A 25,750-nucleotide genomic window follows, 5' to 3' on the forward strand; every position below is an offset into this window, starting at 1 on the left:
AAAGGTCAGAAATAGTTGGGGATGTTCGAGATCAGGCCGCTGGCCAGCAGAATCAGCTTGCGCAGCATCCAGGGACCGAAAAACACCAGCGCCAGCACGGTGCCGATGAGTTTGGGAATGAAGGTGAGCGACATGTCCTGGATCTGGGTGACGACCTGGAGTACGCTCACGACCAGACCGATGACCAGGGTGCAGAGCAGAATCGGGGCGCTGATGATGACCGCGCCCCACAGAATTTGCGCCATGAGCGCTAATGCAACATCCGATCCCATCTTCCGCTTTCCCGATTAGAAGAGAACGTCCGGCGAGGTGCATTCTTAATTTCTAAATTGCAATAATATTGCTTAAGGGTAGGAGAGTAAGACTTGGTGTGATTTGTGTCAATAACTTCTGGACAAATTTAATACAGATATCAGACACATTTGCTGTTGGAAATAGCTTTTTGATGGGATAAGAAATGGTAGTCCGGGGTAAAGCGGAATGCCATTCGATGTTGGTTGAAAACAACAAAGAATGATTATTCACATTATATATAACCGTTATTAACGTCCGTTGCATGCCAATTGCCCGACGTTCCGTGCGGAGGCCGCGCGCGGCGGGATGGCCATTATTGCCGCCTGGGCCCACGCGCCAATCCCGGCCACGAATATGTCCCCAGTGCGCCTGATTCTCCTTATTGTCCTGCTCGCATATCAAATTGTATAAAGCGCTTACAACTTAGCAATGCGGGTCGCTACAGGGCGGTTTCGGTATAAAAAACGGGTGTTTTATGGCGCCGCCGCCACGCAGAACTGATTGCGTCCGGCCTCCTTGGCCTGGTACAGGGCGGCGTCGGCCCGGGTCGACAAGGCGCGCGCATCGTCGGCGGCGCTGTTGGTCCAGGCGATGCCGATGCTGGTCGAGACCTGGCGCGCCATCTCGCCCACCGAAAACAGCGGCCGCATGGCCTCGACGATCTTGGCGCCGACCCTGGCGCTTTCCTCGGGCGAGCGCACGCATTCCAGAATGATGGTGAATTCGTCGCCCGCCAGGCGCGACACCGTGTCGGTCTTGCGCACGGCGCGCAGCAGGCGCCGCGCGAATTCGCGCAGCACCTCGTCGCCGCCGGCGTGGCCGAGCGTATCGTTGATCTGCTTGAAGCGGTCGATATCGAGGAGCATCAATGCCATGCCGCTGCGGTTGCGCGCACTGCGCCCCAGGGCCGCTTCCAGTTCGGCTTCATAGCTGCGCCGGTTCGGCAGGCCGGTCAGGGTGTCGGTATGGGCCAGCGCCTTCAGGTTGGCCTCGTGCCGGCGCGCCGCCGTCACGTCGGTCGAGAGCAGGTAGGCGCCCAGCACCACGCCGTCGCGCAGGTGCGGAATGTACACCGAGTGAAGGATGCGGGTGTCGCCCGCGTGCTCGATTTCGAGTTCGAGCTGCACGGTGTGGCCTTCCAGGCAGCGTCGCAGCTGTTGTTCGCGCTGGCCGCAGAAGTGCGCGGGAAAGATCTCGCTGATGCTCTTGCCGACCATTGCCGCCGGATCCACGCCGTACCACTGCTTGTACATGGCGTTGGCGAAGCGGTAGCGCAGGTCGGTGTCGAGATAGGAGATGAGCGCCGGCAGGTTGTCGGTGACGGTGCGCAGGCGCTCCTCGCTGTCGCGCTGGCGGATTTCGCTGCGCTTCCTGGCGGTGATGTCGAAGGCCATCGCATAAAACCCGTTCACCGAGCCGCTGGCATCGATGTCGGGGATGTACGAGGCGTGATAATGCGAGCTGCGCCCCTCGACCGTGAGTTCATCTTCGAACGAGACGCGCTTGCCCTGCAGCGCCAGTTTCATGAACTGTTCGACGCGTTCGAACTCGGGCGCGCTGTAGGCCTGGCGCACCGGCTGGCCGATCAGCTGGGATTTTTCGCGCCCGTAAAAGCGCAGCGCCAGGGTATTGAGGTACGTGAAATTGCCGGCCTTGTCGACCTGGCCGATCAGCGCCGGCAGGTTTTCGGTGATCGCCCGCAGGCGCTGCTCGTTGACCTTGAGCCTGCGCTGCGAGTCGTTCAGCTCCGTAATGTCCTTCATCGCCACCACCGCGCCCATGGCCTCGCCGTTCGGGCCGATCATGCGCCGTCCGCTGGCCAGCACGTAGCGCCGGTTGCGGCCCCTCGCTGAGATCACCATGGCGCAATCCTTGATCGTCTCGCCATGCAGGGCGCGCACCAGCGGTACCTCGCGTTCTTCCATCGGATGGGCGCCGTCGCTTGAAAACAGGCTGTAATGCGAGGCCCAGTCGCCGCTCGGCAGCGCCTGCGGCGGCAGGCCGTGGAATTCGCGCGCGGCGCGGTTGAACAGGGTCAGCTCGCCGTCTGCCGAGCAGGCCACCACGCCGACATCGAGCGTCTCGAGCACCGTGTCGAGCAATTGCTGCTTTTCCTGCAAGGCCAGCTTGGCGCGGATGCGCTCCGACACGTCGTGCAAGAACGCGCCGAAAAACAGGTCGCCGCCGGCGTGAAAGGCGTTGATGGTCATTTCGACCGTGATGTCGCCCTGATCCCTGGTGCGGGCCGGCATCTCGATGCGCGTGTTGATCACATTGCCCACGCCGTCGCGGACGAAGCGCTGCATGCCGGCGCGGTGGCCGGCGCGGTAGTTTTCGGGGACGATCAGGGTGGCCAGTTCCTGGCCCAGCGCTTCGGCGCGGCTCCAGCCGAAGGTGCGTTCGGCCGACAGGTTCCAGTCCACCACGATGCCGGCGGCATCGGTGCTGACAAAGGCGCTGAAGGACGAATCGATGATGGTGCGGATGCGCTCTTCGTTGGTGCGCAGGGTCTCTTCGGCGGCCAGGCGCTGGCGGATTTCGCGCTTGAGCGTGTCGTTGGCCTCGCTCAGGGAGCGGGTACGCTCTTCGATGCGGTGTTCGAGTTCTTCGTTGAGCGCATGCAGGGCTTGTTCGGCGCGCAGGCGGGCGTCGATCAGCGCACCCTTGTTCAGTTCATCCTCGACCAGCCCGGCGAAGTCGCGCAGCGTCTCGCGCGCCGCCTCGTCGAAGCTGCGCGGCACGGTATCGATGATGCACAGGGTGCCGACCGCCTCGCCATCGTGCGAGAACACCGGCTGGCCGGCGTAGAAGCGAATGCCCGGGGCGCCGGTGACCAGCGGGTTGGCGGCAAAGCGCGCATCGCGCAGCGCGTCTTCCACCACCAGCATCTCGCGCTGCGCCACCGTGTGGGTGCAAAACGAGATCGCGCGCGGCGTTTCAGTGGTGTCCAGCCCTACCCGCGACTTGAACCACTGGCGCTGCGCATCGACCAGCGAAACGAGCGCGATCGGCACCGCCAGGACGGCCGAGGCGAGGCGGGTGAGGCGGTCGAAGCGGTCTTCCTGCGGCGTGTCGAGCACGCACAGGGCGCACAGGGCGCGCACACGTTTCAGATCGGCGGAGTCGGAAAGTGCTATGTCCATGAGGCGTCCCGGTCGCTGACGTCAGGCGTCAGTATTTTGCAACAGCAAGGATCGGCGGGAGCATGGCCGGAGGAAATTCTGGTGAGTACGAGAGCAAGCAGGCGCTATTTGGGCCTGTGCCCGAGCCGCAACAACGGCTGCGATAACTATACCAAAATTTCTTTGTGGAATCAATAATCGTCAAAAAGATATATTTTACTCAACCGTCGTATTGAGAATCATTTCTATTTGGAGTAAGATGCGGCCGTCTCCCCAGTCCCACGGGCGAGTTGAAAGCCAGTATGTTGCTTGCCCTAGCCTTGATCCTGACGCTGCTGTCCGCCGCGTGCTGCAATTTCAGCACGGCCAGGGCCGAACCACGCCTGCCGGCCCTGCTCGGCTGGGTGTCGGGTGCGGCCCCGCTGGTGCTGGCCGTGCTGGCGCTGTCCGCCCGCATGAGCACGTTTACGGCCATCCTGAGCGTGCTGACCGTGTGGATGTTCGCCCTGCCGGCCGTCGGCGTGCTGCGCGCCGTGCGCAAAGCCCGGGCGGGGAGGGCGCATGGCTAAGGACACCACCCGGCGCGACCGGGTTTTGCTGCACAACGGCCTGCTGGCCCTGGTGCTCGGCTATCCGCTGGCGATCGCCGTCAGCGGCGTGCTGCACCAGCTGATGCGCTTTCTGGGGGCCGGCCCGGTGCTCGGGCAATTGACGATGTGGGTGGTGTATCCGCTCTGGGTCGCGGCCATCGCGCTGGTGTTCCTGTTGCCCAGCAAGCGCGCCTGCTGGCTGTGGCTGGCGCTGGCCAACGCGCTCGCCGCGTTAGCCTGCTACCTTCTGATGCAAGCCGGCGCGAGCGCCGCATGAAGGCGGAGATCGTGCGCACCTACAAAGTGGTGCATACCTGGGTCGGCATCCTCAGCGGCGTGATGCTGTTCATCGCGTTCTACGCGGGTGCGTTGACCATGTTCGCCCCCGAAATCGGGCGCTGGGCCGAAGCGCCGCCGACTGCGCGGCAGGCTGCCAGCTCGCCGCTCGACCCGCTCGCCGCCGCATTTTTCGCCGCGCGCGACCCGGCCGTCGGCAGCGCCGTGCTGGTGCTCGATGGCGAACGGCCCGGCTACGGCCGCATGCGCTACACCGACCAGCAGGGCGCGAGCTGGCAGGTCACGCTGGACGTGGCCGGCCGCCTGCAAACGAGCGCCGCGCAGACCGGCCCGGCCGCCCACTTTGTCGACCAGGTGCACCGCAACGGCGGCTTGCCGCTGGCCGACGCCGTGGCCGAGCCGATCATCGGCCTGGTGGCGCTGCTGTATGCGCTGGCGCTCATTTCGGGCGTGGTGATCCTGCTGCCCTCGCTGGTGAAGGACTTGCTGGTGCTGCGCATCGGCGCCAACGTCAAGCGCTTCTGGCTCGACGCCCACAACCTGATCGGCATCACCAGCCTGCCGTTCCACCTGGCCATTGCCCTGACCACGGCCGGCTTCTGCCTGCACGACTGGGTCTATGACACGCAGGACGCCACCATCCACGCCATCGGCAAGCCGGCCGGGGCCGAACCGCGCGCCAAGGGCAAGGCTGTGCCGGGCGCGAGCGCGAACTGGGTGGCGCCATCGCGCCTGCTGGCCAGCGCGCGCACCATTTCCGCCAGCTTCACGCCGACCGAACTGACTTACCGCGGCCTGAACAGCCCCAAACCGCAAGTGAACATGGGCGGCGAAGACTGGAGCGGCCATATGCGCGCCCCGCGTGCCGGCTTCATGAACTTCAATCCCGTCAGCGGCCAGCTCAACAAAGGCATCAGCCTGCTGCCGCACCAGCAAAACAACTGGGAAGCGAGCTTGTCCGCCATTTTCGCGCTGCACTTCGGCAGTTTTGGCGGCGTGCCGGTGCGCCTGGCCTACGTGGCGATGGGTTTGCTCGGCGCGATCCTGTTCTACACCGGCAACCTGCTGTGGATCGAATCGCGCCTGCGCAAGAACCGCCAGCTGGCCACGCCGCTGGCGCAGCCGCGCCACGTGCGGGCGGTGGCCGCACTGACGGTCGGCCTGTGCCTGGGCGCCGTCATCGGCCTGCCGCTGGGGCTGGTGGCGCTGCGCTGGCAGGCCGGCCTGGGGCTGGACATGGCGGGCCTCGGCCTGGCCGTCTTCAACGGCGCGCTCGCGCTCGGGCTGCTGGCGGCGTTGGCCAAGGGGGCGGCCTGGGCCGGTTACCGCCTGACCTTCGGCGCCGCCCTGGCGACCCTGCTGGTGCCGCTTACCAGTGCGCTGGCCGGCATATTCCCTGGTCTGCCGGTCGGCAAGCCTTACGTCGCCGATTATCTCTGGATCGACGGCTTGTCGCTGCTCGGCGGCGCGCTGCTGCTGTGGATGGCGGCGCGGGTGCGCCGGCGCGCCCGTTCGGGCCAGCAGCAAAGCGTCTGGCGCGAGCTCGATGCATCCATGCCGTCATCGCCAACGAATTCGAATCAAAGAACTTCTCACCAAATAACCTCTAACCAGATGGAGCAAATGTAATGCGAGTTGTCCCTGTGTGTGCTTTCCGTACCATTCCCATGGCCTGCATGACCATGATCGCTACCCTGGCCCTGCCGGCCATGGCCCAGGCGCCTGTCGAAACCATGAAAGAAATCACCGTCAAGGCCGCCGCCGAAACGCCGGACAGCCTGCCTGCGGCCGCTGCCGGCGGCAAGGTCGCCAAAGGCGCCCGCCTTGGCGTGCTCGGCAACGTAAGCGTGATGGACACGCCGTTCAACATCACCGCCTACACCGCGCAAACCATCGCCGACCAGCAAGCCCAGACCATCGGCGCCGTGCTCAAGAACGACCCGTCGGTGCGCACCACCACCAACGAAGGCCACGTGGTCGAGAACTTCAATATCCGCGGCTTCGGCGTCGGTTCGGGCTCGATGGCGATCAATGGCGCCTACGGCCTGGCCCCGGAGCAAAATACCCCGACCGAGATGTTCGAGCGGGTCGAAGTGCTGAAAGGTCCCGGCGCCATGATGATGGGCCTGCCGCCGGCGGGCGACGTGGGCGGCGCGATCAACCTGGTGCCGAAACGCGCCGGCGCCACCCCGCTGACGCGCGTGACGACCTCGGTATCGAGCAAGTCGAACGTGGGCGTGCATGCCGACGTGGCGCGCCGCTTCGGCGACGACCAGGCGCTGGGCGTGCGCGTCAACGGCGTGCTGTCGGGCGGCAAAACCTGGCTCGACCACCAGACCAAACGCCGCGAAATCGGCCATGTGGCCGTGGACTACCAGGGCAAGGGCTGGAACGTCGAGATGGACGCCTACTCGCTGACCAACAAGGTGCGCAAGGGCGCGCCGATGCAGCCGATCATCACCGGCTGGACCAGCGTGCCGAAAGCGCCGCACGGCTCGACCAACTTCTTCTATGGCGAAGATGTCTACAGCAACACCGAAACCCAGGGCCTGATCGTGCGCGGCCAGGTGGAACTGGGCGCCGGCTGGAGCGCGTTCGCCTCGGCCGGCACGGCCAAGCACTCGTACGACGGCTTCATCTTCGGCACCCGTCCGGTATTGCCGGTCTCGGGCGGCAGCAGCGGCAAGGCCACCGGCACCGCCTACAACTCGTGGGGCGAGTACGAAACCACCACCGCCGAGATGGGCGTGCGCGGCCAGTTCAACACCGGCGCCATCGCGCACAAGGTGACGCTGGCGGCCAATGTGATGAACTACGAAGGCGGCGGCCGCGCCAACGGCACGGCGGCGATCAACAGCAACCTCTACAACCCGACCCCGATCACCATGCCGGCCGGTAAAGATGCCTCGACCTACAATCGGGTCAACGACGATGTGATGACGGCGCTGAGCGCGGTCGATTCGATCTGGTTCGCCGACGGCAAGCTGCAGTTGACGCTCGGCGTGCGCGCCCAGAAAGTCGAGCAGAAGCTGAGCAAGTATGAAGAAACGGCGGTCACGCCACTGGCCGGCGTGGTCTATAAGCCGTGGGGCGAGAACGTGTCGCTGTACGCCAACTACGTCGAAGGCCTGAGCGCCGGCACCACGGTCAAGGCGCCGTACGCGAACGAAGGCGAAACCTTCAAGCCGTACAAGTCGAAGCAGCTCGAGGCCGGCGTGAAGTGGAACATGAATACGCTGACGCAAACCCTGAGCGTGTTCCAGATCAGCAAACCGGCGCTGATCGAATCGAACAACCGCATGTCGACAGATGGCGAGCAGCGCAACCGCGGCGTGGAATGGAATGTGTTCGGCAAGGCCGGCAATGACATCACCTTGCTCGGTGGCGTGGCTTACACCAAGGCCGAGCAGACCAAGACCAACAAGGGCATCAATCAGGGTAAGGCGCAGTTCGGCGTGCCGCGCATGACGGCCAATATCGGCCTCGATTACGCGCTGGCGGCGGTGCCGGGCCTGGAACTGAGCTCGCGCATCAATTACACCGGTTCGCAGTGGCTGGCGGCGGATAACAGCCTGAAGCTGGACTCGTGGACCACGCTCGACCTGGGCGCCAAATACGCGACCCGTTTCGGCAGCATGCCGGTGGTGCTGCGCGCTTTCGTGACCAACGTGGCCGACAAGGAGTATTTCGAGAGCGCGTGGGGAGCAGGGCGCTTGAACCTGGGCGCGCCGCGCGCGATCAGGCTGTCGGCGGCGTTTGATTTCTAAGCTGACGTGAGTGGCATGCCTGTTTGCGGGCGTGCCGGATGAAAAGGCCCGCCTTATCGCGGGCTTTTTTATGGGTGAATCATGATTCCTTGTTGAAATTTCTTGTCCGCCGATTCGGTGTTGCATGGACTTCACGCGAGCAGTTTCATTGGCCTTACGCACGGAACGACTGCACCTCTCAGCTTAGGGTGATGGGTTTGGTGTAGACCGAAACTCTTCCTGACTGCGAGACGATAATGATTCCAACGATGAATGCGGCGCTTGTCCTGCCGCCCTATACCGGTGCAGAAGCCAGCTCACGAGCCCACATGTCGCCTTACGATACAGATTTAATCGAGCTGATCCGAAGATTCGGTAGAAGTCCAAACCGCATTGCGATTTTACGCGGACTGCTATCATATAGAGGTGACTTGCGCGCCATCGGTATATGTGACGGTTGGCAATGGCTCAATGGCAGTTTTACGGAGGGTATCGAGATGGCTACCGGCCGTTCTCCTGCGGATATCGATATCGTGACCTTTGCACATTTGCCCGGAAATTCTCAAACAAAGCGTCAGTTGGCACTGGATAACCTCGATCTGTTTGATGCGGGAAGGACGCGGCTGCGTTACCGCTGTGATGGCTACTTCGTGGATCTCGCCAATCACGCCGAGCGTTTGGTCGACGACACGCGGTACTGGTTCGGATTGTTTTCTCACCAGCGCGCCACGTTGCTGTGGAAAGGAATGTTGAAGGTGTCAATGGCGGACCATGATGATCGTGCCGCATTGATGCTGCTCAACGACATGGAGCGTCAACTGGGTGGAGGGCCACATGCGTAAACACCGCGAGCTTGATTTTCTGGCCGCCGATCTTGCCGCCGTTGAGGCACTGCTTGCCTCGCGCAGCGAAGCGGACGATCCCATCGGCTTCCTCCAATACACGTGCCGCAAGGCCGCCATCGAAGAACAGTTGCAGCGCCTAAGCAATCGTCCGGATTTGCACGCCGAAATTGGGATATTTTTTGGCGGCGGCCCGCTCAAGAACGCGCAAGGCATCAACGTTGAATTTGCCGCAGAGGCACTCAACGATATCCACGACTTGATCACGACGGCATTCGCCACGAGTGCCGCCAATCGACCCGCCGACTCAGCCCGTGCCGATTTCACGGATCGCTCGAACATGCTGTTGACGGACGTTGTCCGGGGAGCGATGGGTTTTATCCTTGAAGAGGCAATCGACGCGACTAACTCGACGGCAACCCCGCTACGCACGGTTCTCACTGCGCTCGTCGATACGCTTGCAGGCATCGGCGCCAATGACGCCGCGACATCCGATGAAGCCGCCGCCGCGCTCGATCCGGGACTGCTAACGCCCTTGACGCAGTTTTTCGTTCGGCTCGATGAACACAAAGCGACTTTGCGCGTGGTTTGCGGATCACAGGATATCTTTCTCGATGCCTGCGCAGTGGCATTGGCTCGCCGCCGCTTGCAAGAAACGGAAATCGAGGAAACAGGCGCCGACTATGCGGGCACGCTGTTTCTGCTTCCCCAATCGCGCCGATTCGAATTGCAGGCAAACGTCGACGGCGCCATCGTCATCCTGTCGGGAATCGTCGGTCATGAAGCCGCCGCCCAGTTCGCGAGCCAGCATTCGCCGAGTACGCCGTCCATTGACGCCAGACATGTCTCGCAACAGCCCCGTACTGTTGTGATCAATACCAAGATGGTCAGAGACGGCAACAGGCCGCGTCGCCTCTGCTATCTTGTGCGCGTGGGTGAGGTAAGCGCAGTTGCCCTGGATTCCTTCCAATGATCTTTTCCAGAGCGCCGGCGACGTTTTTGGTCGGCAGCTCAGGTAGTGACCAATTAGCTGCTTTGCAATGGACGATCTTGTCGGAGAGAGAGCGATGTACGATTTTCGGTCTGTGCGCGGTCAACTGGTAAAAGAAGGCAAAGTTGCGGGAAAGCCCGCGTCGATGGCGCAGTTCGATGCCTTCGAATCAGCGAACCGGGTGCGCCTTCCGCAGCAGGTGCGCTCCAACTACGCGATCATGAATGGCGCGCCCGAATTTGCGGACGAATGGCCATCGTGCGTGCGTTTCTGGGCACTCGACGAATGGCGCCGCGCCAGTGAGGATGACGTCGGCACCGACCTTGCGCCGCTCCTTTCCGGGGATCTTTTTATCTGCGCCGATCATCTGATGGAATGCGTGCATTATGTGATCGACCTCGATCCGTCATCGGCGCATTTCGGTCATGTCGATGCGGTAGGCGCTACGCGCCTGGGTAAGGTATCGAGCAATTTCAATGAATTCGTGGCGTGCGTGGCAACCGATAGCGATGATCTGCATCGCTACGGCTAGCCTTGCGGTTGATGCCATGTTCTTTCAGCCGTCGGATTGCTGATCGCCACTCTGCGCCAGGTAAACACGTGACCCGAGCGCCAGCATCTCTTTGGGGACATTGAGCGGCAGGCAAATTGGGGCATGGCTGGAGGGAGTACCACGATGTATCATTTCGCATCCGGCGATGACGGTGTCCAGCCGTTCTCCGGCAGGCGATACGATGACAATCCTGGTCCCGGCGCGGATGACGGCCGGAAACGCGAATGGCACGCCCGGTACGAGCACGCATCCGCGTCCTGTAATCATAAAAATATCGTCGATCTGGAATAGAAACTGCATCGTCAGCCTGGCGAAGTGCGTGCGCAAGGCAGGGCGGAAGACGGCTTCTCGCACGCCTCCCGGCCCGCGTGAAGGAAGTGCTCCCGATGCTGGAGCTTGCGCATGTCCAGGCATGGAAATTTCATCCTTCTCGAAGAGCTCATACAGACGCATGATGCCTTCATCAGTCTGCCTCGTCCCCGCAAGCATGCTGTTCCAGACATGGCGGACGTAGCCATTGAAGGCTTTCTGCTGATCGATCAGGTTCGGTGTGCATGGGTGGGGCGACGTCACGGGGTTGTGTCTATCACTTAACATGGCAGTTTACGCCATATATAGCCCTGTGTCTTCAATTGGCCCCGGCCGCTGGCAAACTGAACATCGCAAAAAACAAGGAGCTCGCCGTGCCGCTGCAAATATCCATGATTCTCTTCAACGAAGCGCCTGCATACGCTGTCAACGAACTGCAAGCCTTCCTTTCATCGAGCTGGCCAGGCCTGCCGCTCATTTCCGACGTTTCCGCCGAAGAAAACACGCTGGCGTTCAATCTCGCCGGCGCGGAAGTGGTCATCGGTACGATGCCCGCCCCGGTCCCCTGGTCGGACCTGGAAGGGCCCTGCGCTACCAGCATTCTCTGGCCGGATGCGGCATCCGTCGTGCCGGGACACAAGCACCACGCGCTCGTCACCGTGCGTGGCGAGCTCGCCCCGGTCGCACTGTCGACGGTACTCACGCAGGTGACGGCCGCGCTGATGGCGACGACCCCGGGCACCCCGGGCGTGTTCTGGACGAATGCCGCGCTGCTTGTGCCCAAAGACATGTTCATCGACTTCGCCGTCAAGATCATGCCCTTGGGCCCGCCGTTGACCATCTGGGTCGACTGCCGCGTTGGCTGGACCGAGGTTGACGCGCTCAGTTCGGGTTTCACCACCGGCCTGGCCGAGCTCGGGCTGATGGAACTGGAGGCGCAGGGCGCGACCGAGCCGCCAGCCGAGTTGAGGGAGCGCTTTGAAGCGATAGCGCAATATTTGCTGGAAAATGGACAGGTCATCAACGATGGCGACACCCTGGGCGAAAGCGCCGATGAGAAAATTCGCGTCGTTTATGCCGAATCCGCCTTCGGCATCGAGGGAACTGTCATGCGTCTCGTCTACGAATCCGAGCCGACGAAGAAGCCCTGGTGGAAGCCCTGGTAAGGCGGTGTCGCATCCACGCGTCTTTACAAGACGTCAACTCGCCCAGCGTTTGCCCGCGGCACCATCCCCATCGTAGAATCGCTTGCTCATCGGCAGTGCTACCCGCGCCGCCGGTACCGTCAACCCATTCTCTACAGAGTCTCATGCATCCACTTCGCGCCACCGTCCTGGCCGCCATCCTGGCCTCATCCGCGTCCGGCACCATCGCCGCCGACGACAGCAGCACCGACAAAAAAAAGTGGGATGTCAACAATCCTCCCGGCCCGGCCAGCACCGTCAAGATCGACACCGCCACCGGCACCTGGATGAGCGTCGACGTCAGCCCGGACGGCAAGCACATCGTGTTCGACCTGCTGGGCGACCTGTACCTGCTGCCGATCGGCGGCGGCGAAGCGACCGCGCTGACCCACTCGATGGCCTGGGAAATGCAGGCGCGCTTTTCGCCGGACGGCAAGCAACTGGCCTACATGTCGGACGCGGCCGGCGGCGACAACATCTGGATCATGAATGTGGACGGCAGCGGCGCGCGCGAAGTGAGCAAGGAAAAGTTCCGCCTGCTGAACAACCCTGTATGGCATCCGAACGGCAAGTACATCGCCGCGCGCAAACATTATTCCGGCACCCGCTCGCTCGGTTCCGGCGAAATCTGGATGTTCCACACGCAGGGCGGCGGGGTGCAGCTGAACGAAAAGCCGAACTGGCAAAAGGACCTGGGCGAGCCGGCGTTTTCGCCGGACGGCCGCTACGTCTACTATTCGCAGGACACCACCGGCGGCACCGCATTCGAGTACAACAAGAATTCCAATGCGCAGATCTACCAGATCTTCCGGCGCGACCTGAAAGAAGAAAAGACCAAGCCCTTCGTGAGCGGTCCGGGCGGCGCGGTGCGGCCGACCCCGTCGCCGGACGGCAAATACCTGGCCTTCGTGCGGCGCGTGCGCAACCAGTCGACCCTGTTCCTCAAAGACCTGTCCAGCGGCATCGAAACGCCGGCCTGGAGCGGGCTGGAGCGCGACCTGCAGGAAGCCTGGGCCATCCACGGCGTGTATCCCGCGTTCAGCTGGATGCCGGGCAGCAAAGAGATCGTGGTCTGGGCCAAGGGCAAGATATGGCGCGTCGATCCGTTTGCCAAATCGGCCAGGGAGATTCCGTTCCACGTCAAGGACACGCGCGAGGTGCGCGAAGCGCTGCGTTTCCCGCACGCGGTCGCACCCGACCAGTTCGACGTGCGCCAGCTGCGCTGGGTCAACGTGGCGCCGCAAGGCAACAAGGTGGTCTACTCGGCGCTCGGCCACATATACGTGCGCGACTTGCCCAACGGCGAGCCACGGCGCCTGACGCGCCAGGGCGACCATTTCGAATACTTTCCGAAATTCTCGCGCGACGGCCAGCGCATCGTGTTCGCCACCTGGGATGACGAACAACTCGGTTCGATCCGCACCATCGACCTGAAAAGCGGCAAGGAAACCACGCTCACCAGCACGCCCGGCAAATACATCGAGCCGGCCTTCTCGCCCGACGGCAAGGACGTGGTCTACGTCAAAGGGCAGGGCCGCTTCCTGCTCAGCCCATGGCACGGCCTGGAGACGGGCGTCTACAAGGTCGCCAGCGATGGCAAGGGCAAGCCGGTGCTGGTCACCGACGACGGCCGCGCGCCGCAGTACGCCGGCGACAGCAACCATGTGTATGTCACGCGCACGGTAAGCGCCAACGAAGTCGATACCACCACCTCGCTGGTGCGCATCGGCCTCGACAAACACGAGGAGCACGCCATCGTCAAAGGCGAGTTCGTGACCAGTTTCAGCCTCTCGCCGGACGGCGCCTGGCTGGCCTACGGCGAGCGTTTCCACACCTGGGTGGCGCCGATGCCGATGGCCGGCAAGGTCATCACCATCGGCGAAAAGACCGAAGCCCTGCCGGTGCGCCAGCTCGACCTTGACGCCGGCGACTACCTGCACTGGTCGGGCGACAGCGGCGCGCTGCATTATTCGCTGGGCGACCAGCTGTTCACGCGCGAGCTCAAAAACGCCTTTGCGCCAAGCGACCCGGACGCCAAAAAGGAAAAACTGCGATTGAGCGCGCTGGCGGCCCAGCCGGGCCTCAGGATCGGCTTTCGCGCGCAATCGGGCGCGCCGCGCGCCACCGTAGTCATCGACGGTGCGCGCATCGTGACCATGAATGGCGATGAAGTGATCGAGAACGGCCGCATCGTCATCAAGGACAAGCGCATCGCCGCCATCGGCCAGGCGGCCGACATTGCCGTCCCAAGCGGCGCAACGCGCATCGACGCCAGGGGAAAAAGCGTCATCCCCGGCCTGGTCGACGCGCACTGGCACGGCACCATGGGCGAAGACGGCATCGTGCCGCAGCAAAGCTGGGTCGACTACGCGGGCCTGGCCTTCGGCGTGACCACCGTGCACGACCCGTCCAACGAGACCGGCACCGTCTTCACCCACAGCGAATTGCAGCGCACCGGGCAGGTGGTCGGCCCGCGCATTTATTCGACCGGCACCATCCTGTACGGCGCCAAGGGCAACTTCGCCGCGCCGGTCGACAGCCTGGACGACGCGCTCACCCACGTGCGGCGCCTGAAAGCGGGCGGGGCGATCAGCGTCAAGAGCTACAACCAGCCGCGCCGCGAACAGCGCCAGCAAATCCTGGAGGCGGCGCGCCAGACCGGCATGATGGTGGTGCCCGAAGGCGGCTCGCTGTTCCAGCACAATATGACGATGGTGGTGGACGGCCACACCGGCGTCGAGCATTCGATTCCGGTGGAAGACGCCTACGACGACGTCAAGCAGCTGTGGTCGCAGACCAGGGTGGGCTACACGCCGACCCTGGTGGTGTCGTACGGAGGCCTCGACGGCGAGCATTACTGGTACGCGCGCACCGATGTCTGGCGCCATCCGATCCTGTCGCGCTACGTGCCGCGCGCGGTGCTGGAACCGCGCTCGATCCGCCGCGAAACCGCGCCGGAAGAAGACTTCAACGTGCACCGCGTGGCGCGCACGGCGACGGCCTTGCAGCGCGTGGGCGTGCCGGTCAATATCGGCGCGCACGGCCAGCGCGAAGGGCTGGGCGCGCACTGGGAGATGTGGTCGCTGGTCCAGGGCGGCATGACGCCGCTCGAAGCGATTCGTTCGGCCACCCTCAACGGCGCGCGCTATCTGGGCCTGGACAAGGATGTCGGCTCGCTCGAAGTGGGCAAGCTGGCCGACCTGTCGATCATCGACGGCGATGTGGTCAAGGATATCCGCAGCTCCGACCGCCTGACGCATGTGATGATCGGCGGGCGCGTGTACGAGACGGCGACCATGAACGAGGTCGGCGCCACGCCCAAGGCGCGTAAACCCTTCTTCTTCGAAGGCGTGAACGGGACCAGCGCGCCAGTGGAGACGGTCGGCCACAGCCACGGCGACGGCCGCCACACCGGCCACTGACGGCAGGCCGGCTACGGCTCCCGGTTTGCCTGGGATGCGTAGCCGGAAGTGGCGCCGCCGTACGGCGCCACTTCCAGGTCGCCAATCCACGGCGGGCACAGGTTCGACAGGCAGCGGCTTTCGTCGCTGCCCCCCGGCGGCGGCTTCAGGATTTCCTTGTGCACCTGCGAGATTGCCGTTCGCAGCAGCACTTCGGCCAGGGCCGGTGTCGGCGCATGCGTGTCCGGCCCGCCGCTGAGTGTGAACGAAAACAGCATGCGTGCCGGCCCCTCCGGCGCGCTGATTTCCACCACGCCCATCCCATCCCCATCAAACTCCACCGCGCCAATGGCTCTGCCAATTCGCTGCGACACGAAGTGGCGTTCATAGCGTTCCATCACGCCTCCTCACTTACCAAAAGTGGCCAATTTATCACTGCTGCATGAAGTTCGCCAACACAGTTAAGCAACAGTTGTTCGAGCATCAGAATGAATGGAGTCATGAAAAATGGTGTAGATTTCCGGTTGGAAAATCATCAATAGCAAAGCGCTATTTGTGGACATGATAAATCTCGGCTATTGTAAAAAGGGGTAGATGGACCCCACCAGAAAGGCTCACCAATTGAATGCTCCCGATCGTCGCCAATGCGACAACAGCGGCTTGTCGCTCCTGGTCGATCTTGGCGTCACGTACGACCGCACCCTGAGCCGCCAGGTGGCGCTGGCGTACTTCCGCGCATCGGACATTCCGGCCGCCGTAGTCGAGCGCGTGCTGCTGGGCGCGGCGACCCGGCGCCTGACCGATTGGGAGCAGTTCCATCAAAACAACAGCGTCAAGGGAAGCTGCGGATAAGCCGTTCCCCTGTTTTGTGACTTGTGCGACACACAAATAAATTACCGATTGTTACGAACGTTCGTTCGCTAACAGATCAAGATGGGCATTCTGGATAAAGTTGGCTCCCACACAAGCAGAGTCGACTATTCATGGACGTCCATATCAAGGCCGCGCACGCGCCGGCCGCCACCACCTATCCCATCAGCCTGCGCATCAACGGACAGCAGCACCAGGTCGAGGTCGAAGCCTGGGTCACCTTGCTCGACCTGCTGCGCGAGCGCGCCGGCCTGACCGGCACCAAGAAAGGCTGCGATCATGGCCAGTGCGGCGCCTGCACCGTCCTGGTCGGCGGCAAGCGCATCAATTCTTGCCTGACCCTGGCGGTGATGCAGAACGGTAAGGAGATCGTCACCGTCGAAGGCCTGGCCGACGGGACCAGGCTGCATCCGCTGCAGCAAGCCTTTATCGACCACGACGCCTTCCAGTGCGGCTATTGCACGCCCGGCCAGCTGTGTTCGGCCATCGGCCTGCTGCGCGAAGGCGAAGCGCGCACGGTGGCCGAGGTGCGTGAACTCATGAGCGGCAATGTTTGCCGCTGCGGCGCCTACCCGCAGATCGTGGCCGCCGTCACCGGGGTGATGGGCCTGGCCGATCACAAGGACCATCCCGACCGTCCTGCCATTCCCGGCACGGTGCCCGCATGAACCCGGTCACCTTCCACGCGCCGCAGGCGAATGCCGACGCGCTGCGCTGCGCCGCCGGCGTCAACGCCGCCTTCATCGCCGGCGGCACCAATCTGGTCGACCTGATGAAAGAGGGCGTGATGCGCCCCACCACCCTGGTCGACATCAACAGCCTGGCGCTGGACGCCATCGCGCCCACGGCGCAAGGCGGCCTGCTGCTTGGCGCCACCGCGCGCAATGCCGATACCGCCTACCACCGGCTGGTGCGCACCCGCTACCCGCTGCTGTCGGCGGCGATCCTGGCCGGCGCCTCGCCGCAGATCCGCAACATGGCCACCGACGGCGGCAACCTGCTGCAACGCACGCGCTGCCACTATTTTTACCATACCGCCGTCCCGTGCAACAAGCGCGCACCGGGCAGCGGCTGTTCGGCCATCGGCGGCCTGACGCGCCAGCACGCCATCCTGGGCGCCAGCGAGCATTGCATCGCCACCCATCCGTCGGACATGTGCGTGGCGCTGGCGGCGCTGGAAGCGGTGGTCCACGTCAGCTCGGTGCAGGGCGAACGGCGCATCGACTTTGCCGACTTTCACCGCCTGCCGGGCGCCAATCCGGAGCGCGACAACACCTTGCTGCCCGGTGAACTGATCACCGCCATCGAACTGCCGCCGGGCGCAGAGTATGCCGCCCACTCGGCCTACCTCAAGTTCCGCGACCGCGCCTCGTACGCGTTTGCGCTGGTGTCCGTCGCCGCCGCGCTCGACATCGGCCCCGACGGCATCGTGCGCGCCGCGCGCGTGGCCCTGGGCAGCGTGGCGCACAAACCGTGGCGCGTGCCGCAAGCCGAGATGCTATTGGTCGGCAAACCCGCCGGCAGCGCCGCTTTCGACGCCTGCGCCGGCCTGCTGCTGGCCGGCGCCCATGGCCAGGGACAAAACGATTTCAAGATTCCGATGGCGCGCCGCGCCGTGGTGCGCGCGCTCGAACAGGCCGCCGCCGGCACCATCGACAACATGCATGCACCGGACAGCAAGGAGTCACTGTGACCGATCTGATTGACGCACTGCGCACCCCGGTCGCCGACGAAGGCACCGGCCCTGTCACCATCGGCATGGCCGTCTCGCGCGTCGATGGCCGCGACAAGGTCACCGGCCAGGCGCGCTACGCCGCCGAACACCCGGCCGCGCATACAGCCGATCCGCTGTTGTACGGCGTGGTCGTCAGCGGCACCGTCACCAAAGGGCGCATCGCCTCGATCGACGCCGCCGCGGCGCTGGCCTTGCCCGGCGTAATCGAGGTGATCACCCACGAGAACCGTCCGCGCCTGCGCTCCTTCGACCTGTTCTACAAGGATATGACCGCCCCCGGCGGCTCGCCATTCCGCCCGCTCTACGACGACCGGATCCACAGCAGCGGCCAGCCGGTCGCGCTGGTGGTGGCCGAGACGTTCGAAGCGGCGCGCCATGGCGCCTCGCTGGTGCGGATCGCCTACGAGGTGGAAGAGCACCAAACCAGCCTGGTCGAACACATGGAGCGCAGCCACAAGCCGAGCCGCCTGAAAGCCGGCTACACCCCGCCGCCCGAACCGAAAGGCTTTGCCGACGACATGTGGGACAAGGCCGTGGTGCGGATGGAAGCCGAGTATTACAGCGGCGTCGAGCACCACAACCCGCTCGAAATGTTCGCCTCGACCGTGGTGCGCGCCGACGACGGCCACCTGACCATCTACGACAAGACCCAGAGTTCGCAAAACAGCCGCTGGTATGTGTCGCACGTGTTCGGCCTGTCCAAGGACAAAGTCACCGTGCGCAATCCCTACGTGGGCGGTGCCTTCGGTTCCGGCCTGCGGCCGCAGTACCAGCTGGCGCTGGCCGTGATGGCCGCCCTCAAGCTGGAACGCTCGGTGCGCGTGGTGCTCACGCGCCAGCAGATGTTCAGCTTCGGGCACCGCCCCGAAACCATCCAGCGCGTGCGCCTGGCCGCGCGTCCGGACGGCACCTTGACGGCCATCATCCACGAAGCGCTGGCCGAAACCTCGCGCAACGAGGACTACGTGGAAGTGGTAGTCAACTGGTCGGGCCAGCTGTACGCCTGCGAGCATATCCGCCTCGGCTACAAGCTGGTGGCGCTGGACCGCTTCAGCCCGATGGACATGCGCGCCCCCGGCGCGGCGCACGGCGTGCACGCGCTCGAAGTGGCGATGGATGAACTGTCGTACGAACTGAACATGGACCCGCTCGCGCTACGCCTGCGAAACTACGCCGGCATCGATCCCACCGACGGCCTGCCGTATTCGACCAAGGAGCTGCGCGCCTGCTACGAGCAGGGCGCGGCGCGCTTCGGCTGGGCCCAGCGCCCGCTCGAGCCGCGCGCCATGCGCGAAGGCCACGAATTGATCGGCTGGGGCATGGCCACCGGCATGTGGGACGCGATGCAGATGTTCGCGCGCGCCAGCGCCGTGCTGCATGCCGACGGCAAGCTGGTCGTCTCCAGCGCGGCCACCGATATCGGCACCGGCACCTATACGGCGATGTGCATCATCGCCGCCGACGCCATGGGCATGCCGCTGGAACGGGTGCGCTTCCAGCTCGGCGACTCGACCCTGCCGGTCGCGCCGGTAGAAGGCGGCTCGTCGCACGTGGCCACGGTCGGTTCGGCGGTGCAGGGCGTGTGCGAGAAGCTGAAAAAGAGCTTGTTCAAGCTGGCCCGCAAGATGCCCGATTCGCCGTTCGCCAAGGCCAGCTTCGACGATGCCGAATTTGCCGGCGGCGGCCTGCGCCTGCGCGCGCAGCCGGCGCAGGCCGTGTCCTTGCAGGCGATCCTGGCATTCGACGGCGCCGAGCGCATGGAAGAAAAGTACATGATGCTGCCGAACATGCTCAAGCAGCAGAAGTACCTGCGCGCCACCCACTCTGCGGTGTTCGTCGAGGTCAGGGTCGACGAAGCGTTCGGCACGGTGCGCGTGACGCGGGTGGTCAGCGCCATTGCGGCCGGGCGCATCATCAACGCCAAGGCGGCGCGCAGCCAGATCGTCGGCGGGGTGGTGTGGGGCATCGGCCAGGCGCTGCACGAAGAAACCCAGTCCGACGATCGGCTGGGCCGCTTCATGAACCACAACCTGGGCGAATACCATGTGCCGGTCAACGCCGACATCCACGATATCGACGTGCTGTTCGTGGAAGAGGACGACCGCATCGTCAGCCGCCTCGGCGCCAAGGGCGTGGGCGAAATCGGCCAGGTCGGCGTGGCGGCGGCGGTCTGCAATGCGATCTATCACGCCACCGGCCGCCGCGTACGCAGCACGCCGATGACGCCCGACAAGGTGATGGCGCCGTAAGCGCGCCCATCGGCGCGTGTCACCATGCGCGCCGATTGGTTCGGATGCGCACTTTGATTCGTCTCAAACCCCGACCTGACCGGCGTCATACAGTCAATGTGGATCAGGGGAGGGCAATCATGAGCTACAAGACGATCGTCGTGCACGTCGGCGACGAACCCAATGCCGGGGCCTGCTATGCGTATGCGGCCGAGCTGGCGCAGGTGGAGCAGGCCCATCTTATCGGCCTGGCCAGCAGCGACGTCTCGCGCTTCCTGCGCGAGACCGTGGTCACGAACAACCTCAATCCCTCCATCGCGCCGGTGCTCGACACGCTGCGCCAACGCACCGCAGCCGGGCTCGACCAGTTCGAGAGCGTCGCGGCCGGCTTCGCGCTGGCCGGCTACGAGCGGCGCGCCGTCGACGAAGAGCCGCGCTTGAGCCTGAGCGCGCTGGCGCGCTACTGCGACCTGTGCGTGCTGGGCCAGGCCGATGCGGTGCAGGGCGCATCGCTGCCGTCGCCCGGGCTGGCGGCCGAGGTGGCCAAAGCCAGCGGGGCGCCGGTGCTGCTGGTGCCGCACGCGCAGGCGCCAGCATGGCCGATCCGGCGCATCCTGCTCGGCTGGAACGGCAGCCGCGAAGCAGGGCGCGCCATGCGCTTCGCCTTGCCGCTGCTGCGGCGCGCCAGCGCGGTCGATGTGGCGATCTTCGACGCCGGCTCTCTCCAGAGCGGGGGCGGGGCCAGCCTGCGTCCGGTCACGGCCATCGGCCAGGCGCTGGCGCGCCACGGCGTGCGGGCCGAACTGGTGCTGCGCGACGACGAGAGCGACGCCGGCGCAGCCTTGCTGGCGCTGGCCGGCGAACGCGGTGCGGACCTGCTGGTCATGGGGTGTTACGGCCACTCGCGCCTGCGCGAATTGCTGCTCGGCGGCGTCACCCGCACCGTTCTCAAGTCGATGACCTTGCCTGTGTTCATGGCGGCCTGACGCCCGCTGCCGCCCGCCTCACATGGCGGGCGCTGGCACTTTGTGCCGCCATCAATCCAGCGCACGAGGAAGTGGTGCGCATTTGACCTGCGTCAGAAAGTGCGGTCATCGAGCGCCTTATGATCGGACCCCTGACGGCATGGCAGCCCTCGACCCGCGGCCGCCAATCCGCAATCCGAGCAACCCAACTGAAGGAGAAAGCAATGGCCAATCATCTCACCCGTTTCGATCCCGGTACCCCGCTCAGCCGGATGGACCCTTTCCGCAATATCGACAGCCTGTTCAACGCCTTCGACCTGATGCGCCCCTTGCGCGCGTTCGACAGCGAACATATCCGCATGGACGTCAGCGAAACCGACCAGGCCTTCGTGGTACGGGCCGACATGCCGGGCGTGAAAAAGGAAGACGTCAAGGTGTCGGTTGACGGTAACGAAGTGACCATCAGCGCCGATGTCACCGAGGAGCAGGAGCGCAAGGAGGGCAGCAGCATGTGGCGCGAGCGCTTTCACGGCCAGCAGTACCGCAGCTTCACCTTGCCCCAGAGTGTGGACGACGAGAAGGCGACGGCAACCTGCCGCGACGGCGTTCTTGAGCTGACTTTGCCCAAGAAGCCGGGTGGCGGCGCCAAGCGCCTGACCGTCCAGTAACAGGCGGCAGGGCGCGCACAGGCGCACAGGCACCGGCGCGCTGTCAACGCTCCGGATTCTTGTCGCACTGCTCCCAGGCGATGTTGCGTATTTCTTCGAACGATTTTCCGATGCCGTGCACGTAGACGGCATCGAGCATGGATTCGAGCTGCGCGGCGGAACGGGCTTTAGAATCCGTTCCGCTCACCGCCGCACGAACCTCGTCGCGCGTGGCGCGTTTGTCGCGCCGAAGCGCAATGCCGGCAACGGTATTGGCCTGCATGCCGCAATCGATACGGCGGCGGTTCTCCTGGTACACCCTGGCGAACAGCACGCCGCCGGCGATCACGGCGACGAGAACAAACAGAAGCGCTATTTTCATGAACCGGCATTCTAGAGATAGAGATACAAAATGCCAGTTTAGCAAGTTTGCCGTCACTGTCATGCCGGGCCCCGGGAATCCGGGCGCCCGCATGCCGCTCCGGTTGCCCACAGTGCCCTCACGCCTTGAAGGTCAGCAGCGGCGAAAAGCGCGCAATCGGGCGCGCCAGGCCTTCCTCGACCTGGGACGTGATGACCGGCCCGATCGGCTTGTACGCGCCGGGCGCCTCTTCGATGCGGCGTTCCTCGCGCAGCGTGATGCATTCGAACGGCCGTTGTGCGCCGGCCGGCCCATCGTGCTTCGACTTCCACGCCATCTCCGTGCGCGACACGGCCCGTCCCGCGCCATGGCTGGCCGAACTGGCCCAGCGTTCGTGCCCGAGTCCATCGAGCAGGTAGGAGTCGTCGCCCATCGAGCCCGGTATCAGCAGGGGCTGGCCGGCATGCGCCGGCGTGGCGCCCTTGCGGTGCACATTCCCGCCCGCTTCACTGAGCACGATATTGTGCGGCACGTCGCACACCAGCGGCATCGACTGGTCGCCGAACACCTGGCGGATGCGCTGGCGCACCAGTTCCACGATCAGCGCGCGGTTGGCGTCGGCGTAGTGGGCGGCGGCGTGCATCGCCGTCAGGTATTCGGCCGCCAGCGGCCCGCACAGGCCATACAGGCCGGACTCCGGATGCTTGACGCCGGCCGGCCATTCGGCTTTTGCGCGGTCCATCCAGCGCGTGCCGATGTACGAGCCCACATCGCGCGAGCCGGTATGCACCATCAGCGCCAGCTGCCCGGGGCGCACGCCCAGCTCGAAGGCGCGGTGACGGTCCAGTATCTGCGCCACATGCTGAAACTCGCAGAAGTGGTTGCCGGCGCCGAGCGTGGCCAGGCCCGGATCGCGCAGCAGGCCGCGGCGGGTATCCTGCAGCGCTTCGGGCGCACAGGCGGGATTGCCTTTGACGTGCGAGGCGGAAAACAGGCGCGCCGTTTCCGCTTCGACCTGGGCAAAGTCGATTTTCTCGAACAAGCCTTCGCGCGTGTTGCGCATGGCGCGCCAGAAGGCGCCCAGGCCGTCGGCAAACAGTGCCGTCATGGCGGCCGGGGTGGTCGGCACATTGCGAGCCGCTTCCAGCAGGTCGCCCTTGAGCAGCGCCACCAGGCGTTCCTTGTGCGCCAAAAAGCGTTCGAGCGGCACGTCGATCACGTGCAGGCGCATGCCGCAGTTGATGTCGCGCCCGATCGATTCGGGCACCACGAAGTCATGGTTGGTGACCAGGATGCTGCCGACCGGTACCGGCGCGCCGGGATGGAAGTCGGGCGTGGCGCAGGCGCGGCAAACGTGCCCGCCGAGCGGGTGGCGCATGCCGGCGAACGCCAGCAGCTGGCTGACCGCTTTCGCTTCGAGCGGCAGGCTCTCGGGCAGCAGGATTTCGGCGCGTACGTCCGCTTGTACGGTCGATTGCACGCGCAGGATATTGCCTTCGCGTTCGGCGAAGATGTTGTGGGAGGCGAGGGCTTTGGCCAGTCGTTTGGCCGGGACGGTAGTGCTCATGTTTGGCTGCTTTCTGTGGACGAAGAAAAACGCACCTTCGAAAAGGCGGTTTCTTCAGAGGCAGCAGCCAATACAACGAAGAACGCGGATTATATCAGCCGAACGCCGCGATGTGGTGTTTTCGATATTGTTGAGGTGAAAATGAAATCAATGTTGCAGCGCGTCATCACCCTGTCATACCCCATCTGTACGATTGCGGTTTTCATCCCCGAGAGTCGACCGTGAAGTCCTGTATCCGTGCCCTGTGGCTGGCAATGAGCGTTTGTGTCACCCTGCTGGCCACCAGCGCGACCGCCTCCGCGCAAATCGTGGTCGGCCACGCCATCGACCTGTCCGGCCCGAACGGCAGCATCGGCCGCGATTACGTGGCCGGCATCACCACCTACTTCGACAGCATCAACGTCAAGGGCGGCATCAATGGCAAGAAGATCGTCTACACCGTGCGCGACGACCGCGGCGTGGCGGCCGATTCGGCCAGGCTGGCCACGTCGCTGATCCAGCAGGACCGGGTCGGCTACCTGCTGGGCGCGATCGGTCCCGAGTCGACCCAGGCCATCCTGGCCGCGCCGGCATTCGCCGAATCGCGCCACGTGCTGTTCGCGCCGCTGACCGATGCCTTCGCGGCGCCGCGCGGACGCGTGATTTTCTGGCGTCCGAGCATGGAGCACGAGTGCCAGTTCATCCTCGCCTACTTCGACAAGCTGGGGCTCAAAAAAGTCGGCATCGTGTTGCAGGACACGGCGCAGAACCAGAAGACCTACAAGATGGTGGGCGACGAATTGCGCAAGCGCGGCATGAGCCTGGCCGGTACGGTGCGGGTGTCGCCCAATATGGACGCCGACGCCAGGCAGTTGAGCGCGTCCGGCGCCAAGGTGGTCTTGATGATCGCCGATACGATCGGCGCCTCGCAGTTCCTCAAGGCCTTCCGCAAGCACGACGCCAGCACCTTCGTGGCCGGCACCTCGCTGATCAACCTGGCCACCTTGAGCGAAATCGCCGGCGCGCGCGCCACCGAGTGGACCGTGTTTTCGCAGGTCGTGCCCAATCCGGGCAGCACCGCCTCGGTACTGCAATCCGAGCATATCGACATGATGAAGAAGTTCCGCGACGAGCCGGTATCGTCCATCACGCTCGAAGGTTTTGCGGTCGCCAAGACCCTGGTCAAGGTGATTCAGATGGAGGCCGCCGGCAAAGGCGGCTTGCAGACCATCGCCGCCAGCCGCACCCCGATCGATATCGGCGGCATGACGATCCAGTCGTCCGACCGCAAGAGCACCATGTCCGAATTCGTCGATATCGCCCTGTTCAAGCGGGACGGCCGCCTGATGTACTAACCGGGGCCGGGGCCGCATCCCTGTCGCCGCGGTGAGTTGAGACGAGCCAGGTTGGCGTAAAATTGTTACAATCGCAACTGCGATTGCCAATCAGCCGACGCGTTCTTTCAACTTGATCCAACTCTCCGGAGCGCCCATTGGATAATCCGTACACCGCCCCCCACAACCCCATCGGTGCGCCAGCCAGCGACGCCGGCACCTACCAGCCCCCCATGCTCGCCATGCGCGGACGTATCGGACGCATGCGCTACCTCGTCTATGGAACGGTGGTTCCCATGCTGGCGCTGTTGGCGGCGTTGGGGCTGTTCATGCTGCTGCCTTCGGACTCGCCAATTGGTTTCCTGATCATCATGGCCACCCCGCTCAGCGTCGCCATGCTGGTTGCGCAGCGGCGTTTGTACGATCTGGGCCGGGCCGCTGGATGGTCCACCCTTTTGTTAGTACCGGTGCTCAATATCGGATTGGCGATTTACCTGCTTTTTGCACCTGGTGACTCCGGCCGCAACCGTTTCGGACCGGCACCGGAACCGAATCCCGCAGAGGTGGTCATGTCGGCCTGGGCGCTGATGCTTGCGTACGCGCTGTGCGCCGTGATCGGTCTGTCGACTCACGAGCAATTCGAGGCAACGATCAAGGCGGCAGTCGAACATGCCGGGTACGCCGTCGACGCTGTGCCGCCGCTGGACGACGCCGACTGAGCGCGGCGCGGGCCCG

General features: G+C 64.2%; 24 protein-coding genes. 18 read left to right on the forward strand and 6 right to left on the reverse strand.

Translation table 11 applies throughout. The annotated features are described in order from the left end of the window. Positions 1–5 precede the first annotated feature (5 nt). Positions 6–245 (reverse strand): flagellar biosynthetic protein FliQ, encoded by a 240-nt coding sequence (locus tag F2P45_RS13200; protein WP_229421974.1) that lies wholly within the window; start codon positions 243–245, stop codon positions 6–8. Positions 246–767: 522 nt separating this feature from the next. After that, positions 768–3,437, reverse strand: a complete 2,670-nt coding sequence (locus F2P45_RS13205) for a sensor domain-containing diguanylate cyclase (protein WP_166875422.1) — start codon at positions 3,435–3,437, stop codon at positions 768–770. Positions 3,438–3,718: 281 nt separating this feature from the next. Here F2P45_RS13205 and F2P45_RS13210 point away from each other — a divergent pair, with 281 nt between their 5' ends. The 7 genes from F2P45_RS13210 to F2P45_RS13240 all read left to right on the forward strand — a co-directional run bounded on the left by F2P45_RS13210 (position 3,719) and on the right by F2P45_RS13240 (position 10,414). Beyond that, on the forward strand, positions 3,719–3,985 hold the full coding sequence (locus F2P45_RS13210; protein ID WP_166875424.1) for a hypothetical protein: 267 nt from the start codon (positions 3,719–3,721) through the stop codon (positions 3,983–3,985). Next, positions 3,978–4,283: a hypothetical protein gene (locus tag F2P45_RS13215; protein ID WP_166875427.1), complete on the forward strand. Its 306-nt coding sequence runs from the start codon at positions 3,978–3,980 to the stop codon at positions 4,281–4,283. The genes F2P45_RS13210 and F2P45_RS13215 overlap by 8 nt, the downstream gene beginning before the upstream one ends. Beyond that, a complete protein-coding gene (locus tag F2P45_RS13220; protein WP_166875430.1) occupies positions 4,280–5,932 on the forward strand; it encodes a PepSY-associated TM helix domain-containing protein in 1,653 nt (550 codons plus the stop codon). Before F2P45_RS13215 ends, F2P45_RS13220 begins: the two co-directional genes overlap by 4 nt. After that, positions 5,932–8,070, forward strand: a complete 2,139-nt coding sequence (locus F2P45_RS13225; RefSeq protein WP_166875433.1) for a TonB-dependent receptor — start codon at positions 5,932–5,934, stop codon at positions 8,068–8,070. Before F2P45_RS13220 ends, F2P45_RS13225 begins: the two co-directional genes overlap by 1 nt. A 248-nt stretch (positions 8,071–8,318) precedes the next feature. Then, the gene (locus F2P45_RS13230) at positions 8,319–8,891 is read left to right on the forward strand and encodes a DUF6932 family protein (RefSeq protein WP_223164731.1); all 573 of its coding nucleotides are present in this window, start codon (positions 8,319–8,321) and stop codon (positions 8,889–8,891) included. Beyond that, positions 8,884–9,864: a hypothetical protein gene (locus F2P45_RS13235; RefSeq protein ID WP_166875438.1), complete on the forward strand. Its 981-nt coding sequence runs from the start codon at positions 8,884–8,886 to the stop codon at positions 9,862–9,864. The genes F2P45_RS13230 and F2P45_RS13235 overlap by 8 nt, the downstream gene beginning before the upstream one ends. Before the next feature lie 67 nt (positions 9,865–9,931). Then, positions 9,932–10,414 (forward strand): SMI1/KNR4 family protein, encoded by a 483-nt coding sequence (locus tag F2P45_RS13240; protein WP_166875441.1) that lies wholly within the window; start codon positions 9,932–9,934, stop codon positions 10,412–10,414. Between the two features lie 24 nt (positions 10,415–10,438). Here the strand turns inward: F2P45_RS13240 and F2P45_RS13245 are convergent, their stop codons facing one another. Further along, complete coding sequence (locus F2P45_RS13245; RefSeq protein ID WP_166875444.1) at positions 10,439–11,008, reverse strand: hypothetical protein; 570 nt, start codon at positions 11,006–11,008, stop codon at positions 10,439–10,441. Positions 11,009–11,118: 110 nt separating this feature from the next. Between F2P45_RS13245 and F2P45_RS13250 the strand changes: the two genes are divergently transcribed. Together F2P45_RS13250 and F2P45_RS13255 are read left to right on the forward strand one after the other, a co-directional pair. Then, entirely contained in the window at positions 11,119–11,910 is a 792-nt protein-coding gene (locus F2P45_RS13250; protein ID WP_223164732.1) for a DUF4261 domain-containing protein, read from the forward strand. A 143-nt stretch (positions 11,911–12,053) separates the two neighbouring features. After that, a complete protein-coding gene (locus F2P45_RS13255; RefSeq protein ID WP_166875450.1) occupies positions 12,054–15,350 on the forward strand; it encodes an amidohydrolase family protein in 3,297 nt (1,098 codons plus the stop codon). Between the two features lie 11 nt (positions 15,351–15,361). Here F2P45_RS13255 and F2P45_RS13260 read toward each other — a convergent pair whose 3' ends face one another. Beyond that, positions 15,362–15,727 carry a hypothetical protein gene (locus F2P45_RS13260; protein WP_166875452.1) on the reverse strand — a complete coding sequence of 122 codons (366 nt, stop codon included), beginning with the start codon at positions 15,725–15,727 and terminating at the stop codon, positions 15,362–15,364. A 223-nt stretch (positions 15,728–15,950) separates the two neighbouring features. On the opposite strand from F2P45_RS13260, the gene F2P45_RS13265 reads away from it, so the two are divergent. The 6 genes from F2P45_RS13265 (at position 15,951) to F2P45_RS13290 (ending at position 21,795) form a co-directional block, all read left to right on the forward strand. Then, complete coding sequence (locus tag F2P45_RS13265) at positions 15,951–16,181, forward strand: hypothetical protein (protein WP_166875455.1); 231 nt, start codon at positions 15,951–15,953, stop codon at positions 16,179–16,181. Between the two features lie 131 nt (positions 16,182–16,312). Then, entirely contained in the window at positions 16,313–16,867 is a 555-nt protein-coding gene (locus F2P45_RS13270) for a (2Fe-2S)-binding protein (RefSeq protein ID WP_166875457.1), read from the forward strand. Beyond that, on the forward strand, positions 16,864–17,892 hold the full coding sequence (locus F2P45_RS13275) for an FAD binding domain-containing protein (RefSeq protein WP_166875460.1): 1,029 nt from the start codon (positions 16,864–16,866) through the stop codon (positions 17,890–17,892). Before F2P45_RS13270 ends, F2P45_RS13275 begins: the two co-directional genes overlap by 4 nt. Continuing rightward, positions 17,889–20,183, forward strand: a complete 2,295-nt coding sequence (locus F2P45_RS13280; RefSeq protein WP_166875462.1) for a xanthine dehydrogenase family protein molybdopterin-binding subunit — start codon at positions 17,889–17,891, stop codon at positions 20,181–20,183. The genes F2P45_RS13275 and F2P45_RS13280 overlap by 4 nt, the downstream gene beginning before the upstream one ends. 119 nt (positions 20,184–20,302) lie before the next feature. Then, positions 20,303–21,148 carry a universal stress protein gene (locus tag F2P45_RS13285; protein WP_166875465.1) on the forward strand — a complete coding sequence of 282 codons (846 nt, stop codon included), beginning with the start codon at positions 20,303–20,305 and terminating at the stop codon, positions 21,146–21,148. A 203-nt stretch (positions 21,149–21,351) separates the two neighbouring features. Beyond that, positions 21,352–21,795, forward strand: a complete 444-nt coding sequence (locus F2P45_RS13290; protein WP_166875467.1) for an Hsp20/alpha crystallin family protein — start codon at positions 21,352–21,354, stop codon at positions 21,793–21,795. Positions 21,796–21,838: 43 nt separating this feature from the next. On the opposite strand, the gene F2P45_RS13295 is transcribed toward F2P45_RS13290, so the two are convergent. Both F2P45_RS13295 and F2P45_RS13300 read right to left on the reverse strand, forming a co-directional pair. Then, positions 21,839–22,219 (reverse strand): hypothetical protein, encoded by a 381-nt coding sequence (locus tag F2P45_RS13295; protein WP_166875470.1) that lies wholly within the window; start codon positions 22,217–22,219, stop codon positions 21,839–21,841. A gap of 55 nt (positions 22,220–22,274) precedes the next feature. Next, positions 22,275–23,702, reverse strand: a complete 1,428-nt coding sequence (locus F2P45_RS13300; RefSeq protein WP_166875473.1) for an RtcB family protein — start codon at positions 23,700–23,702, stop codon at positions 22,275–22,277. Between the two features lie 15 nt (positions 23,703–23,717). On the opposite strand from F2P45_RS13300, the gene F2P45_RS13305 reads away from it, so the two are divergent. The 3 genes from F2P45_RS13305 to F2P45_RS13315 all read left to right on the forward strand — a co-directional run bounded on the left by F2P45_RS13305 (position 23,718) and on the right by F2P45_RS13315 (position 25,734). Next, complete coding sequence (locus F2P45_RS13305) at positions 23,718–23,927, forward strand: hypothetical protein (RefSeq protein WP_166875475.1); 210 nt, start codon at positions 23,718–23,720, stop codon at positions 23,925–23,927. Then, a complete protein-coding gene (locus tag F2P45_RS13310) occupies positions 23,924–25,036 on the forward strand; it encodes an ABC transporter substrate-binding protein (protein WP_370663245.1) in 1,113 nt (370 codons plus the stop codon). The genes F2P45_RS13305 and F2P45_RS13310 overlap by 4 nt, the downstream gene beginning before the upstream one ends. Before the next feature lie 137 nt (positions 25,037–25,173). Further along, positions 25,174–25,734 (forward strand): DUF805 domain-containing protein, encoded by a 561-nt coding sequence (locus F2P45_RS13315; protein WP_166875478.1) that lies wholly within the window; start codon positions 25,174–25,176, stop codon positions 25,732–25,734. Positions 25,735–25,750: the final 16 nt, after the last annotated feature.

Origin of the sequence: Massilia mucilaginosa, from assembly GCF_011682145.1 — a bacterium.
Lineage (GTDB): Bacteria > Pseudomonadota > Gammaproteobacteria > Burkholderiales > Burkholderiaceae_D > Telluria_A > Telluria_A mucilaginosa.